The sequence below is a fragment of the Hamadaea flava genome, from assembly GCF_024172085.1.
Lineage (GTDB): Bacteria > Actinomycetota > Actinomycetes > Mycobacteriales > Micromonosporaceae > Hamadaea > Hamadaea flava.
Genome location: NZ_JAMZDZ010000001.1, coordinates 8,369,052 through 8,383,417, shown reverse-complemented (window position 1 = coordinate 8,383,417; position 14,366 = coordinate 8,369,052). Strand labels below are relative to the sequence as shown.

The 14,366-nt window shown below is 68.8% G+C and carries 11 protein-coding genes; 3 read left to right on the top strand and 8 right to left on the bottom strand.

Annotated elements, in window-relative coordinates:
* Positions 1 to 2 precede the first annotated feature (2 nt).
* Entirely contained in the window at positions 3 to 686 is a 684-nt protein-coding gene (locus HDA40_RS39125) for an ABC transporter ATP-binding protein (protein WP_253763124.1), read from the bottom strand.
* Entirely contained in the window at positions 683 to 1,765 is a 1,083-nt protein-coding gene (locus HDA40_RS39120; protein WP_253763123.1) for an ABC transporter permease, read from the bottom strand. The genes HDA40_RS39125 and HDA40_RS39120 overlap by 4 nt, the downstream gene beginning before the upstream one ends.
* Positions 1,766 to 1,940: 175 nt before the next feature.
* Between HDA40_RS39120 and HDA40_RS39115 the strand changes: the two genes are divergently transcribed.
* The 3 genes from HDA40_RS39115 to HDA40_RS39105 all read left to right on the top strand — a co-directional run bounded on the left by HDA40_RS39115 (position 1,941) and on the right by HDA40_RS39105 (position 4,724).
* The gene (locus HDA40_RS39115) at positions 1,941 to 3,140 is read left to right on the top strand and encodes a sensor histidine kinase (RefSeq protein WP_253763122.1); all 1,200 of its coding nucleotides are present in this window, start codon (positions 1,941 to 1,943) and stop codon (positions 3,138 to 3,140) included.
* Positions 3,137 to 3,772 (top strand): response regulator, encoded by a 636-nt coding sequence (locus HDA40_RS39110; RefSeq protein WP_253763121.1) that lies wholly within the window; start codon positions 3,137 to 3,139, stop codon positions 3,770 to 3,772. Before HDA40_RS39115 ends, HDA40_RS39110 begins: the two co-directional genes overlap by 4 nt.
* A gap of 70 nt (positions 3,773 to 3,842) precedes the next feature.
* Positions 3,843 to 4,724, top strand: coding sequence for an aminoglycoside phosphotransferase family protein (locus HDA40_RS39105; protein WP_253763120.1), 882 nt, complete (start codon positions 3,843 to 3,845; stop codon positions 4,722 to 4,724).
* A 67-nt stretch (positions 4,725 to 4,791) separates the two neighbouring features.
* Here the strand turns inward: HDA40_RS39105 and HDA40_RS39100 are convergent, their stop codons facing one another.
* The 6 genes from HDA40_RS39100 to HDA40_RS39075 are packed head-to-tail and all read right to left on the bottom strand — an operon-like array spanning position 4,792 to position 14,360.
* Entirely contained in the window at positions 4,792 to 7,776 is a 2,985-nt protein-coding gene (locus tag HDA40_RS39100; protein ID WP_253763119.1) for a hypothetical protein, read from the bottom strand.
* A gap of 52 nt (positions 7,777 to 7,828) precedes the next feature.
* Positions 7,829 to 9,793 (bottom strand): DUF2264 domain-containing protein, encoded by a 1,965-nt coding sequence (locus HDA40_RS39095; protein ID WP_253763118.1) that lies wholly within the window; start codon positions 9,791 to 9,793, stop codon positions 7,829 to 7,831.
* Positions 9,790 to 11,334 carry a cellulase family glycosylhydrolase gene (locus HDA40_RS39090; protein ID WP_253763117.1) on the bottom strand — a complete coding sequence of 515 codons (1,545 nt, stop codon included), beginning with the start codon at positions 11,332 to 11,334 and terminating at the stop codon, positions 9,790 to 9,792. The genes HDA40_RS39095 and HDA40_RS39090 overlap by 4 nt, the downstream gene beginning before the upstream one ends.
* A 32-nt stretch (positions 11,335 to 11,366) precedes the next feature.
* Positions 11,367 to 12,191: a carbohydrate ABC transporter permease gene (locus tag HDA40_RS39085; protein WP_253763116.1), complete on the bottom strand. Its 825-nt coding sequence runs from the start codon at positions 12,189 to 12,191 to the stop codon at positions 11,367 to 11,369.
* Complete coding sequence (locus HDA40_RS39080; RefSeq protein ID WP_253763115.1) at positions 12,178 to 13,065, bottom strand: carbohydrate ABC transporter permease; 888 nt, start codon at positions 13,063 to 13,065, stop codon at positions 12,178 to 12,180. Before HDA40_RS39080 ends, HDA40_RS39085 begins: the two co-directional genes overlap by 14 nt.
* A gap of 59 nt (positions 13,066 to 13,124) precedes the next feature.
* Positions 13,125 to 14,360, bottom strand: a complete 1,236-nt coding sequence (locus tag HDA40_RS39075) for an extracellular solute-binding protein (protein WP_253763114.1) — start codon at positions 14,358 to 14,360, stop codon at positions 13,125 to 13,127.
* Between the last annotated feature and the right edge of the window lie 6 nt (positions 14,361 to 14,366).

Sequence of the window (14,366 nt, the reverse complement as noted above, 5' to 3'; positions counted from 1 at the left end):
TGCTATCTCGCGATCGAGGGAAGGGTGAGCCGCCCGTCGCGTACCTCGGCCACCTGGTCGGCAGTGGACAGATGCGCGGCGTCGTGCGTCACCAGGACCGTCGCGGTGGCCCGTTGCCGGGTCAAGCGGACGATCAGGTCGATGACGGCCGCGCCCCGATCGTGATCCAAGGCGCTGGTGGGCTCGTCGACCAGCAGCACCGTCGGGTCGTTCATGAGCGCCCGGGCGATGTTGACCCGCTGACGTTGCCCGCCGGACAGCTGATGCGGACGCCGCCCGGCTTCGGCGGTCAGGCCGACCGCGTCCAGCAGTTCGGCCGCCCGGCGACGGGCCGAACCCGGCGACCGGCCGTCGATCGTCGCCATCACCTGCAGCTGCTCGGCGGCGGTCAGCGACGGCAGCAGATTGGGCTGCTGGAACACGATGCCGATCTGACGGCGGCGCAGGTCGGTCAGCTGAACCCGGGACAGCCCGGTTGTGGTGGCGCCGTCGATGACGACCGTGCCCGCGTCCGGGGTGATCAGGGTGGCGGCCACCGCGAGCAGGCTGGACTTGCCGGAGCCGGAGGGGCCGACGACGGCGGTGAGCGTGCCCTTGGGCACGTGGAGGCTCACCGTGTCGAGCGCGGTCAACCGGCCGTCGCCGTCCGGGTAGGTCAGTGTGATGTCGGTCAGGCTCAGGCTCATCGGGCACTCCCCAGGGCGATCAGTGGGTCGACGGTGGCGATGCGGCGCAGGGGCAGCGCCGCGCCGACCGCGCCGAGCGCGATCATGACGGCGGCTGGGAACAGGACCGTCCCGGCGCTGAGCTGGAAGGGAATCGCCGTCCCGGCGATCAGCGCGCCGAACCCCGCCGCGAGGCCGGTGCCGAGCAGCGTCCCGAGGCCGAGCAACACGACGGCTTGGCCGAGCGCGTCACCCAGTAGTCGTCGCGTCGGGGCGCCCAACGCCTTGAGGATCGCGACGTCGCCGCTGCGCTGGATGGTCCACACGGTGAAGAACGCGCCGATGACCAGGGCGGAGATGACGAACAGGAAGCCACGCATGAGTTGCAGCGATCCGTTCTCGGAGGTGTAGGAGCCGATGGCGGACAACGAGTCGTCCTTCGTAACGGTCGCGGTGCCGGCCGCCTTGTCGATCGCCGCGAGGTCGGCATCGCCGTCGGCGGTCACCGCGATGACCGTCGCAGTCGGCGTACCGGGGGATTCGGACGGCGGCGCGGTCTGCTGCCACCGGGTCAGGCTGACCCACACCACCGGGGTGTGGCTGAACGAGGCGTCGCCACTGACGGCCGCGACCGTGACGGTCTGCCCGGCGAGCATGAACGTGTCGCCGGCCGCGACACCGAGATCGGCGGCAGCCGGGACCGACAGCACCGCCGTGCGGTCGCTGATCTTGTCGCCATCCGGCGCGAGCGACGAGCCGGGTGCGACCCCGAACACCGACACTCCCACGCTGTGGTCACCCGCCTCCGCCTTCGTGGTCGTGATGCCCAGCGGCTGCGCACTGCGTACGCCCGGCGCGTCGGCCCACTTCTGCCACTGGGACTCGGTGACGGTGGAATCGGTGTAAGACACGCTCTGACCGGCTGCCGGAGCATTGAAGACGATCTTGTCGGCAGGCAGTCCGGTGATCGCGGAGACGTTCTGCCGGCCCAGCCCGGCGGTCAGCCCGGACAGCAGCTCCACCAACAGGGTGATCAACACGATGACCAGGCCGATCAGGACGAAACGCCCCTTGGCGAACCTCAGGTCTCTCCAGGCCACAAACACGTGGTAACCGCCCTCTCCGTCTGCCGATGCGATCGATCTCCACGGTGCTCTTCGGGCGTACGCCTCCGCGTCTGGCGGAGGACCGCAATCGGCGAGCCGAAAGACGGCAGGCCGGTTCTAACTTTCGATACAGCCGCCCCTCCGCTGCGCTGTCTACGCTGGTAGCACCATGAACGCCGAAACCCGCCCGCTGACGCCCACCAAGGGGATCTTGGCGTGGTGCCTGCACCTGCTGGTCTTCGGCCTGCTCGTGGTGGCGGCCGGCCGGGCTGTCGCCGACGGTACGCACGCCGCAGCCACCGTCGCGGTCGCCGTCGCCTGTGCCGCCGGGTACGCCGCCGGCCCCTTGTTGCTGCGAACTCGCCGATCGCGGCGGGCCGCCGTCGGCTGGCTCGCCGGGTTCGGCGTCCTGTGCCTGCTGCTGCTGGTGTTGACCGAAGACGCGGTGTGGCTGGCGTTCCCGCTGTACTTCCTCCAACTGCATCTGCTGCCCCGTCGGGCTGGTCTGATCGCCGTCGCCGTCACCGCCGCCGTGGCCGTCACCGGGTACGCCGTCCACCAGGGCTCCTTCAGCGTGGCGATGGTGATCGGGCCGGTGCTCGGGGCGGCCGTGGCGGTCGCGGTGGCCTGGGGCTACCAAGCCCTCTACCGCGAGAGCGAACAGCGCCGCCGCCTGATCGAGGAGCTGACGGCCACCCGCGCCGACCTGGCCGCCGCCGAGCACACCGCGGGAGTGCTGGCCGAACGCGAGCGGCTCGCCCGGGAGATCCACGACACCCTGGCCCAAGGGTTGTCGAGCATCCAGTTGCTGCTGCGCGCCGCCGAACGGGCGTTGCCCGACGCGCCCGACAACGCGGCCCGCTATCTGGGTCAGGCCCGCCAGGCCGCCGCCGACAACGTCGGCGAGGCTCGCCGATTCGTCCGTGCGCTGGCCCCACCCGCGTTGGACGACGCGACCCTCGCCGCTGCGCTGGAACGACTGTGTGCCACGGCCGGCAGCCAGCACAAGATCACCGCCCGATTCCACCTCGATGGTGCTCCGGTGGCGCTGCCGACCGCCCATGAGGTCGCCCTGCTGCGGATCGCGCAGTCCGCGGTGGCCAACACCGTCCGGCACGCCGACGCCACGGCCGTCGACGTCGCCCTGCGCCAGGACGGCCACCATGTCGCCCTGAACATCACCGACAACGGCCGTGGCTTCGATCCCAGCCTGGTCACCGGCGGATTCGGGCTGACCTCGATGCGCTCCCGGGTCGACGCCCTCGGCGGCACGTTCACCATCACCTCCACGCCGGGACGCGGCACCGCCTTGGCCGTCGACCTGCCGCTCGCTCCGGCCGACTCCCAGCGACCCGGTGAGCGGCCGTGACCGGCCAGAGCATCCGGCTGCTGCTGGCCGACGATCATCCGGTCGTCCGGGCGGGCCTGCGCGCCGTCCTGGAAACCGAACCGGACCTGGTGATCGTGGCCGAGGCCGCGACCGCGGAAGCCGCCGTCGCCCGCGCCAGCGAAGGCGATGTCGACGTGGTCCTGATGGACCTCCAGTTCGGCCGGGGCATGACCGGCGCGGAGGCGACCGCCGCCATCACCGCCCAACCCGGCGGGCCTCGCGTCGTCATCGTCACCACATACGACACCGACGCAGACACGCTACCCGCGATCGAAGCGGGCGCGAGCGGCTACCTGCTCAAGGACGCCGCGCCCGAAGACCTCGCCGCCGCTGTCCGCACCGCGGCGGCCGGGCGTACGACGTTGGCCCCGGCGGTGGCCGATCGGCTGCTGCACCGACTGCGCTCCCCCGCCATGGCACTGACCCGGCGCGAGATCGAAGTCCTCACCCTCGTCGCGGACGGTCTGTCCAATCAGGCCATCGCCGGGCGGCTGCACCTCACCGAGGGCACGGTCAAATCCCATCTCGCCCGTGTGTACGCCAAGCTCGGCGTCGACTCGCGTACGGCGGCCGTCGCGACCGCCGCCGACCAGGGCATCATCCGCCGGTGATCATGGACGGTAGGCTCCACCGCGACGGCGGTGACACACCACCGCAGCAGAACAAGGGGAAGGCCGAGGGATGACCTCGTTACGACTGCACGACGACGAGTTCCTCGCCGATGCCGCACTGGTACGCAGCCTGCTGACGGCGCAACTGCCGCAATGGGCCGAGCTGCCGGTGACCCGGATCGGGCTGAGCGGCACGATGAACCAGCTCTTCCGGCTCGGCGACGACCTGCTCGTCCGGCTGCCACGCCGGGACAACGCGATCGAGCAGCTGTACTTCGAGCGCGACTGGCTGCCTCGTCTGGCACAACACCTGCCGGTACGCGTACCGGAGCAGTTGGCGCTGGGACAACCCGACGACGGGTATCCGTACCAGTGGGCCGTCTACCGGTACGTCGACGGTGATCACCCGAGCGTCGACGACGCCGACGGAGACGCGCTCGCCGAGGACCTGGCGGCCTTCGTGGTCACCCTGCGCGGGGTCGACCCCACCGGAGCACGGGGTGGCTACCGCACCGGTCCGCTGGCCGACCGCGACGACTACGTACGCGAATGGGCGGGCAAGTCCGACGGCCTGGTCGACGCGACGGCAGTTCTGCGGATCTGGGACGAGGCGCTGGCCGTGCCCGCCTGGCAGGGCGATCCGGTTTGGGCGCACAGCGATCTGCTGCCGGGCAACCTGCTGATCCGCGACGGGCGGCTCGCCGCCGTGATCGACTTCGGCGCCGCTGGTGCCGGCGACCCGAGCTATGACCTCACGGTCGCCTGGAACAGTCTGCCCACCCGTTCACGACGACGGTTCCGGGACGCGGCCGGCCTGGACGACGCCGCCTGGGCGCGGGCTCGTGGCTGGGCGATGACATGGGTCGGCGGCGTCGCCTACTACCGCGAGTCCAACCCGACGATGTCGTCGCTGGGTCAGCGTGCCATCGCCGAGATCATCGCCGAAGGCTGAGCCACCCGTCGGCCTGGACGCTGGGTCAGGTTAGGGAGAAACCTGACCCAGCGTTTCGGCACAGAGCTCAGCCGATCTCGGCGCTGAGGTAGTCGAGGTCCAGCGTCGTCGTGGTGGAGGCGCCCGTCCGGAACCGGACGACCGACAGGTCCGCCACCGCGGGGTCGGTGTACCCCGCGTTGTCGAGCACCAGCGCGCTGTTCAGGTACGCGTCGAACGTCTTCGCCGTCACGTCGACCACGAGTTTGACGTCGTACCACGTGTTCGCGGCGATCACTCCGAGCGAGTGGTAGACGCCGGCGCTGTCCAGGAAGGCCAGCCCTTGCGTACCACCGGTTTCGTACAGCTCGATGGCGTCGTCCGCACCGGAGCCCACGAACATGCGCGTCCACGATCCCGCGTTGTTCTGCTGGAACCGGAAGTTGAGCGTCACCGTGCCCGACGCGGTACGCGGCAGGTCACGCGAGGTCTCGACGGACGTGGTCGTGCTGGTGTCGACGCACGTGAAGCTCTTGTCCGTGGCCGACGGCGTCGGCGTCACCGAGCATGGTGATCCCTCCGCCCAGTCCAGCTTCTGGATGTCGGGCGGCACCCGGAATCCCTGGCCCACCGTCCCGTCCGGGTACGCGTCGAAGGTGTCGTGGACGACGGTTCGGGTTGGAGCCGTCCCGGTCGGCGTCTTCAGGCCGGTTCCACCGGTCGTCTCGACGGCGTCCACGCGTACCAGGGTGTCGATCGACGCGGCCTGCTTCGTTCCCTTCACCACGAGCCGGACGGTGTGATCTCCGGCAGTGAGGGCCGGGATCTGATAGATCGCCCGCCGGTATTGCCGCGTGGCGGCGTAGGTGTCGAAGGTTCCTGACAGGACGCCGTCGACGTAGACGTCCGCCTGGCCGCCGTCGGCGTCCCGGGTGCCGATCAAGGAGGCGGTCGATCCGTTGAAGGAGAAGGTGAGTTCGTCGTCGGTATGCCGGGACGCCGTCGTGCTGCGCTCGAACGTGTCGTAGTTGCCGTCCTCGTCCAGCCACGTGCCGGTGTAGCGCAGGCGGGCGTCGTTGTCCGAATACCGGGTGACCGACGTCGGCGACCCGCTGATGGACCGGATCGCCAGGTTGTCGAACATCGCCTCGTGGTAGCCGCTGCCCAGTTCGACCTGGCCGCTGGCGAAGGAGGTGTGGGTGACGTCGGCCAGCAGCACCCCGTCCGCGTACGCCTTGATGTTGGTGCCGTTGAAGCGAAGCTTCAGGGTGTGCCAGGCGGTCGGGGTGAACCCGGCGATCGTGCCGCTGGTGATGGTGTTGCCGACGCTGCCGACGCGCAACGCCCAGCTGCCGTCGGCGTTGACCTTGAGGTCGTAGCCGTCGGCCGGTTCGGCGCTCTTGGCGGTGTGGTTGACCCGGCCGCCGAGGAGGAGGTATCCGCTGGTCCCGGTGAGTTTGCCGTCGACCTCGACCTCGTAGTTGCGCAGGTCGAGGCTGCCCAGCAGGGTGAACGGCTCCGGAGTCGCGCGGTACTTCCAGTCCACCGGTTTGGTCGCCGTCGTGATGACCTGCTTCAGCACCTTGTTGGTGCCGTCGGACGCGATCTCGAAGGCGCCGCCCTGGTCGGACGTGTACTTCGGCGTCTTGCCGGTGCTGTACGCCGCGAAGTCATCGGTGTACGGCAGCGTCATGTCCGTGGCGACCGGGTTGCTCGCGGCGGCTACGCCCTTCTGCTGTCCCGTCGTGGTCGTCAACGACGAGATCGCGTGCGGCGGAACGGTGACGGTGAAGCTGCCGCTAGACACCGTCACGTTGCTCTGCTGCACGAAGCTGGCGGTCTCCGTGCTGCGCCAATGGTGCAGCGTGCTCGCGGTGATGCCGCCGCTGAGCGCCACCTGGTAGGTACGCGCGACCGCGCTGGTGTTGAGCAGGACGATGCTCCAGTCGCTGCTGCCGGGGTCCTTGACCGTCATGACTCCGCCGCGGTCGTCGGAGGTCGTCGCGCTGTCGACGTAGCGCCAGCCGGGCTTGGCGAACTGGGTGAAGTGCGCGGTCGCCCATAGCCCGCTCGTCACGTCGTAGTGGCCGGTCCAGGGATGCTGCGCGACCAGGATGCTCTTGAAGTTGAACGGAGTGTTCGGATAGCCGGCCTCGACGGCCGGGTGCATCTCATACTTGGTCATCCGGCCCACCGCGTACGACTTGATGATGCGCTGCGCGGTGTCCAACGGCCCGGTCACCCAGTCGCCGCGGAACGGGGCGAGATCCTCGCCGTCCCACAGCGGCATGCCGAGCCCGGTCGCGGTGGTCGTGCTGTCCTGTTTGTAATGCGCGTTGAGGGAGTACAACGCCGCCTTCAGGCTCGGGTCGGCAGCCACTCGATCGGCGATGAACCAGCTCACGTTGCTGTCGGCGGCGGTCAGTTTGACGTTCGAGTAGCCGTCGGCGTTCAGCCCGGGTCGGAGCGTGTTGACCACGAAGTTGCGGGCCGCGCCAGTGCTCGCCCAGTCGGCCGTCACGGTGTTCTCGTTGCGCTCGGGCCCGAGGTAGTCGAACGTCAGGCCGTACTGGCTCTGCGCGCCGTCGAGGAAGGACTTGTAGTACTGGTACCGCTCGGCGTCGGTGTCGACGTACGCCGGGGTCCCCCAGCGCAGCGCGTCGAGGGTGATCGCGGGATTACGCAGCTTGGCCTGCTGGGCGAGCCAGAGTCCCGCGCCGCGGGTGACGTCGAGGTCGGTCGACGACCGGGTGTGGCTGGGCTCGGTTCCGGCCGAGCTGTTGACGTCGGAACCGATCTCGATCTTGACGTGTTGCAGTGCCGCGCCGAAGCCCGGCTTGAACAGGTAGTCGAGGATGTCGTCACGCTGGGCTGCGGGATAGTCCTGCAGAAGCCGGGTCATGCCGTTGCTGAACACGGCTCCGACTCCTTCGAAGGTACGCCCGAGGGTGGAGCCGTTCACCGAGACGGTGACGGTGTCCGCGGCCGCCGGGGACGGCAGCACGAGCTGCCAGGCGGCCACACACACCATCGCCGTCAGACTTGCCAGGATTCTTCTGCGCTGGGACGTCACGTCGGTCCTCCCGGACGGTCAGGCGATGCGGATTGCTTTCCTTTCGGCACACTCAGGTCAGTTCCACCAGGTCGACGGAGCCGTCCGGCCACCGGACCTCGACCGCGGTGGTCGGCGTCGCCACGATCGTGGGCAGCGCCGGGGTGGTGCCCGGCCCACGCAGGATCACCGCCGCGGCGTACAGGGCGCCGGGTTCCGCCGGGATGGTCGTACGTAGCCAGGGCACCGCCGACTCTGGTCCGAAGGGGTTGGCGTCGTGCCGGCACGTGATTCCGGCCTCGTCGAATCCGTGCAGGGCCCGAACCTCGCTGACGAATCCGTCCGGCCTGGTCACCGTGGCTTGTCCGCCGTCGTGGCGATGCTCCAGCGAGTCCCCGGCCAGCGCCCAGCCGCCCAGGTGCAACCGCCACGGACCGGGATCGACCGGCCAGTACGCCTCGGGATCCTCCCCGCCGGCGGCCAGCTGGACGGTGCCGTCGCCGACGCGTACCAGCCGGACTTCGGTGGGGCCGTGGAGCACGGACGCGGTGGCCAGCCACGGTCCGGTGCGGACGGCATGCCAGCCGGCCGCGAGACCGCCGGCGGGACTCAGATCGAGCCACATGGCCCGGCTGTGTGACGCCGCCCATCGATCTCCCTGGCCGATGCGTTCGATGCGGCCGCGATGCGACGGTTCCCCGGCATCGTCCAGCAGAGCGACGTGGGAGTCGAGCGGGCCACGGATCGCTTCGGCACTGAGATCCGGGGCGGCGTGCGTGGCGTACGCGTGGCGGAGGTAGAACGGGTCGTCGAGGGCCGCGCGCCGATCGGCGAGATGATCGCTGCCGTGGTTGGCCACCCGGACCACACCGTCGGCCGCGGTCGCCGAGACCACCCAGCCGGCCTGAGGTATCACGAAGACCTTGTCCGCGGCGGCGACCGGTGTCTCCACCTCCGGCGCGGTCCACACCGGATGGTCCGGGGGCAACAGCAGCCCGGCGAACCCCTTGCTCGCCCAGTAGGGCGAACCCGGTCCCGTGTACTGCTGGCGGATCCGGGGGAACGGCCCGTGCCAGCCGATCGGCAGCAGCCCGTCGGCGTCCACCGAACCCGCTTCCAGGAAATGCTGGAGAACGGAGGAGGCCAGTCCCCGCGTGACGCCGGGTTCCAGCGGAGTGGCGTCGAACAGGGCGCCCATCCAGAATGGGGCCAGCATCGCGAACCGATAGGTCAGCGACCGCCCCTGGAACAGAGGCCGACCGTCCGGGCTCACGAGGTACTGCACGTCGGCCAAGAACTCCGAGAGACGGGACCGGTACTGCGGGCTCGGTTCCTCACCGGTGATCCGGCTGAACCACAGCGGGTAGAAGTGCATCGCCCAGCCGCTGTAGTAGTCGAAGTTCTGGCGGCGGTCGTCGCCCGAACCGCCGTCGGAGTACCAGCCGCCGCCGACGTACCAGCTCTCGTGGGTCGCGAGGTTCCGCTCGAGGTCCTCCTTCGACCACGGTCCGTCCACACTGCGCAGGAACGCCTCGACGATGTTCTGGAACCAGATCCAGTTGTTGTCGTAATCGCTCGTGCCCACGATCGGGGTGAACCAGTCGACGACGTTGGCCTTCACGTCGTCGCCGAGCCGGTCCCACAGCCACGGCCGGGTCTCGTGCAACGCGATCGCCAGCGACGCCGCCTCCACCCGGGCCTGCCGCCGCTCGCCGAGGGTCGGCCACCGATGGCGGCCACGGGGATCCGATCCGGCGGCCACTCCGGACGCGTACCAGTCGAGCAGGCCGTGCGGATCCTGCCCGTCCGCACCGCGTACACGCATCGCGGCCAGCAGGAAGGTGCGGGCGAACCCCTCCAGTCCGTCGCTCCAGCGGCCCGAGTTCGAGGCCGGTCCGGGCAGATCGATCAGGCTGTGCCCGGGCGCGGCGTGGTCGCGTACCGCCAGCAGCATGCGGTCGGCGACGGCCTCCCAATGCGCTCGGGTGTAGCCGGTGTGCGGGGAGAGCCGACGGTCGGCATCAGGCAGCGCGCTCACGAGGCCACCGTCACGTCGAGGTGGTCCAGGACGGCCGGGCCGAGCGCCCGCACCGTCAGCACGTGCTTGCCGACCGGAATCCGGGTGCCGATGGGCAGGCCGTCGACGGTGAACTCCAGCTCGCCGGTGACACTGGGTGTCACGGTCAGCACGCCCTCGCGCACCGTGTTGACCTCGTACGCCAGCCACTCCCCCGCGTCGAGGTGGACGACCATGACCTCGTCGTCGGCGCGTTCGACGCCGAGGTTATGCCGGAAGTTGGGTTCGGCGGGCGGCTGCGCGCCGTCCGGCGACGCCCGGTACGCGACGGTGACGTTGTCCGACTGGCGGAACCCGGGCAGCGGCGTCTTCGGCCCGTTCGAGTGGTAGGAGACGCCCTCGCCGAGATGGCCGAAGTACTCCGCCTGCAAGCGCAGCGGCGCACGGCGCATGACTGCGTCGACGACGTCGTAGCGGTAGTCGCATCGTTCCAGCGCAAGGTTGTCGAGCAGCTCGAACAGCGTACGCCGGGCCGACTCGGCGTCCGGCTTGGCGCCGCCGTAGACGTAGTCCACGATGGCCTGCCAGCCGTCGGGCTGCCGGATGGTGGCCGGCGAGTTCAGTTTGGAGATCTTCTTCCAGGTCCAGAAGTTCCAGCCGATGTCGTAGTCCTCGTAGAGCTGGAACGACGCCTGGTACCAGCCGTTGTTGTTCTCGCCGCCCTCACCCATGTAGATCGGCACGTCGAGTTCCTCGCGTTTGTCGAGGTACTCGGTGATCTGATCGCGGTCGGGCGAGTTCCAGTACTTGTGGAATTGGAGCAGCGTGTTGTCGTCCCACAGCTCGTCGAAGATGCTCCAGTTCCGTGCCCAGTTGCTGCCTTCGAGGATCATCATGTGATCCGGGTCGACCTCGCGGATCTCGGCGATCAGCCGCTTGTAGAGGGCGATCAGTTCCTGGGGGTACTTGTACTGGAACTCGCGCGGCAACGGCTCGTTGAGCAGGTCGTAGCCGGCGACGATGGGGTCGTGGCGGTACCGGCGGGCGATCTCCCGCCACAGCCGGACCGTGTCGTCCTGGTAGCGCGGCGTCGTGAACAGCTCCGGGTAGTTGTTCGGGGAGTCGTCGATGTTGGTGCCGGTCTGCCCGCCTGGGGCGCCGTGCAGGTCGATGACGACGTAGACGCCGTAGCGACGGCACCAGTCGAGGAACCGATCGATCAGCTGGAACGCGTCCTCGTCGAAGACGCCGTCGTCGTCCATGAGGTACCGCGCGTTGAGCGGCAGCCGAACGGAGTTCCAGCCCTCCTCGGCCATCCGGGCGACATCAGCCTCGCCGATGTACTCGTCGCGGTATCGGCGCCAGAAGATTTGCGCGTCCGGCTCGCCGATGAGATCGGCGATCACCTTCTCGATGGCCCGCGGACTGGCCGCGGCGTCGCCGAAGCGCCACATGTAGCCCTCGGGCAGCCACCAGTTGCCCAGTCCCACCCCGCGCAGCAGGATCGGTTCGCCCGCCGGGTCGAGGACTTGCCGGTGGTGACGGCGCAGGAAGCCGCTCATCGTGTCTTGCTCCTTCAGCAATCGAGGGCCGGTCATTTGAGCCCGGACATCATGAAGCCGCGGACGATGTACCGCTGGCAGAAGACGAAGACCACCAGCACTGGGAGCACCATCACGGCCGCGCCGGCCATCAGCACCCCGTAGTTGCTGGAGTACTGGCCTTCCAGGAGGGCGAGGCCGACCGACAGGGTGTACTTCTCCTGATCGGTGGCGACGATCAGCGGCCAGAGGAAGCTGTTCCAGGAGGCGATGAAGGTCAGGATCGCCTGGATGGCCAGGATCGGCCCGGACACCGGCAGCACGACCCGCACGAACGTGCGGATCTCGCCGGCGCCGTCCAGCCGTGCGGCCTCCAGCAGCTCGTTGGGGATGGTGGTGAAGAACTGGCGGAACAGGAAGATGTTGAAGGCCGAGACGAGTCCCGGCAGCACCACGCCGGTGAGGGTGTTGGTCAGGCCCATGGCGTTGAGGATCAGGTAGGTGGGGATCATGGTGACCTGGTCCGGGATCATCATGGTGGCCAGCACGATGACGTAGACTGCGTTCTTGCCCGGGAAGTCGAACTTCGCGAAGCCGTAGCCGGCCATGGCGCGCAGCAACAGCCCGATGAACGACAACACCACCACGATGAGGGTGTTCTTCAGGTAGACGCCGAAGTCGAGGCTGGTGAACAGCTCCGTGTAGTTCGACCAGGTGAACTCCTGCGGCCACAGCGTCGGCGGGATGTCGAGCACCTCGCTCTCCGGCTTCACCGAGCCGGACAGCATCCACAGGAACGGAATCGACACGACCACCGCGCCGACCATGAGCAGCGCCGCGACCGCGGCGCGCAGCCAGCGGGATCTAGTACTCGACATCGCTTCTCCGCAGCCGGAACTGGACCGCCGTGACGATCATGATGGCCAGGAACAGCAGCACCGACGCGGCCGAGGCGTACCCGAAGTCGGACAGGTTGAAGCCGTTCTGGTAGATGAACAGCGCCACCGACATGGTGCCGTCCAGCGGGCCGCCGTCGGTCATGACGAAGGGCTCCTCGAAGAACTGGATCCACGCGATCGTGGTGGTCACGGTGACGAAGAAGGTGGCGTACCGCAGCAACGGGATCGTGATGCGGGTCAGCCGTTGCCAGGGCGTGACGCCGTCGATGGCGGCCGCTTCGTAGTACTCGCGGGGAATGCCCTGGAGCGCCGCCAAGAAGATGATCATGTTGAAGCCGGCGCCTTTCCAGACCCCGACCAGGATCAGGCTGAGCTTGGCGACGAACGGCTGGTCCAGCCACGGCACCGGCTCCACGCCGCCGAGCGAGAGCAGGTAGTTGAGCAGCCCGCTGTCGGTGTTGTAGAGGTAGCCCCAGATGACCGCGACCGCGACGATGTTGGTGATCGCGGGCAGGAAGTAGAACGCCCGCAGCCCCCGGAACAACCGGCTGCTGCCCATGTTGAGCAGCAGCGCGACCGCGAGCGAGCACACCACGATCAGCGGTACGCCGATCACCACATACAACAGCGTGTTCACTGCGGCCTTGCCGAACAGCTCGTCCGAGAGCAACCTGCGGTAGTTCTCCAGCCCGATGAACTCGACGGACGACGGATCGGCCAGCCCGCGCAGATCCAGGTCGGTGAGGCTGGCGCCGGCCGCGACCAGGATCGGCACGACCATGAACACCAACAGCAGGAGCACGGACGGGCCGACGAAGATGAGGGCACCGCGGTGCCGGGACAGCTTGCGCATGGTTCTCCCTGAGAACGGCCACGCCCCGCCCTCCACGAGGGCCGGCGGGGCGACGGCCACTACTTGGCGGAAAGCTCGCGCGCCTTGGCTGCGAACGCGGGCACCGTCGTGTCGACGCTCGCGCCGCTGACGCAGACCTTTTGCAGCGCCCGCACCATCTCCGGCGCGATGGCGCCCCACGCCTTCAGCTGGGGAACGATCTTGGCGTTGCGCATCTGCTCGTAATAGACGGCCAGGTTCGCGTCCCCACCGGCGACCAGCCCCTGCAGGGCGTCCTGCCGGGCGGGCAGATCGTTGGTCGCCTTGAACCAGCTCTCCTGGGTCTGCTTCTGAGCCAGGTAGGACATGAACTTCAGCGACTGGTCGACCTTCTTCGACTTGCTGAAGATCGCGAGATTGGATCCGGCCATCACCGACGTCGCCGACGACTTCGCCGGGATCGCCGCGACGGCCCACTTGCCGGCCAGCTCCGGGGCCTGGTTGTTCAGCAACGTCGCCATGTACGGGCCGCTGACGAACATCGGGATCTTGCCCGTCTTGAAGCCCTGCACCATGTCCGCGTCGGGCTGCGCCTTCTTCGGGGTCAGCCCGGCGGAGAAGAAGCTCTGCTCGTACGCGACGGCGCTTTTGAACTGCTCGGTGTCGAAGGAGACCTGGTCGCCGTTGACGACGTCGCCACCTGCACTCCACGTCAGGATGAGCGGGAGGAACTGGTCGTCGGTGTTGAGCCCGATGCCGAAGTTGCCGCCGCCGCGGGCGGCCAGCGTCGTCGCCGCGGCGGTCAGCTCGTCCCAGGTGGCCGGGGCCTTGCTGACGCCCGCCTGCTGCAGCACGTCGGTGCGGTAGAACAGCACCCGCGTATCGGCGATCCAGGGAACGCTCACCGTGGCGCCGCCGACCTTCATCGTCTCGGCCGAGGCCGGGAAGAATTTCGCGCCGTCCAGCTCGGGGTAGGCCGACAGCTTGCCCGACAGGTCGAGCAGGGCGCCCGCGTCGGCGAACTCGGCCAGGAACGAGTGGCCGACCTGCACGATGTCCGGACCGTTGCCGGAGGCGATCGCGGCGGACATCTTGTCGCGCGCGTTCTTCCACGGAATGGACTGAACCTTGATCTCTATCTTGGTGTCGGCGGTGAACGCCGCCGCGATCTCGGTCATCTGCTTGGCCTTGTCGCCCATCGTCCAGATCTCGATGGACTGCGCGTCGCCCGCGCCCCCGTCACCGCCGCCGCACCCGGCCAGCGCGCTCGCAGCGACGGCCAACCCGGCCAGAACTGCTATGGAACGTCTCCTCACCTGGAT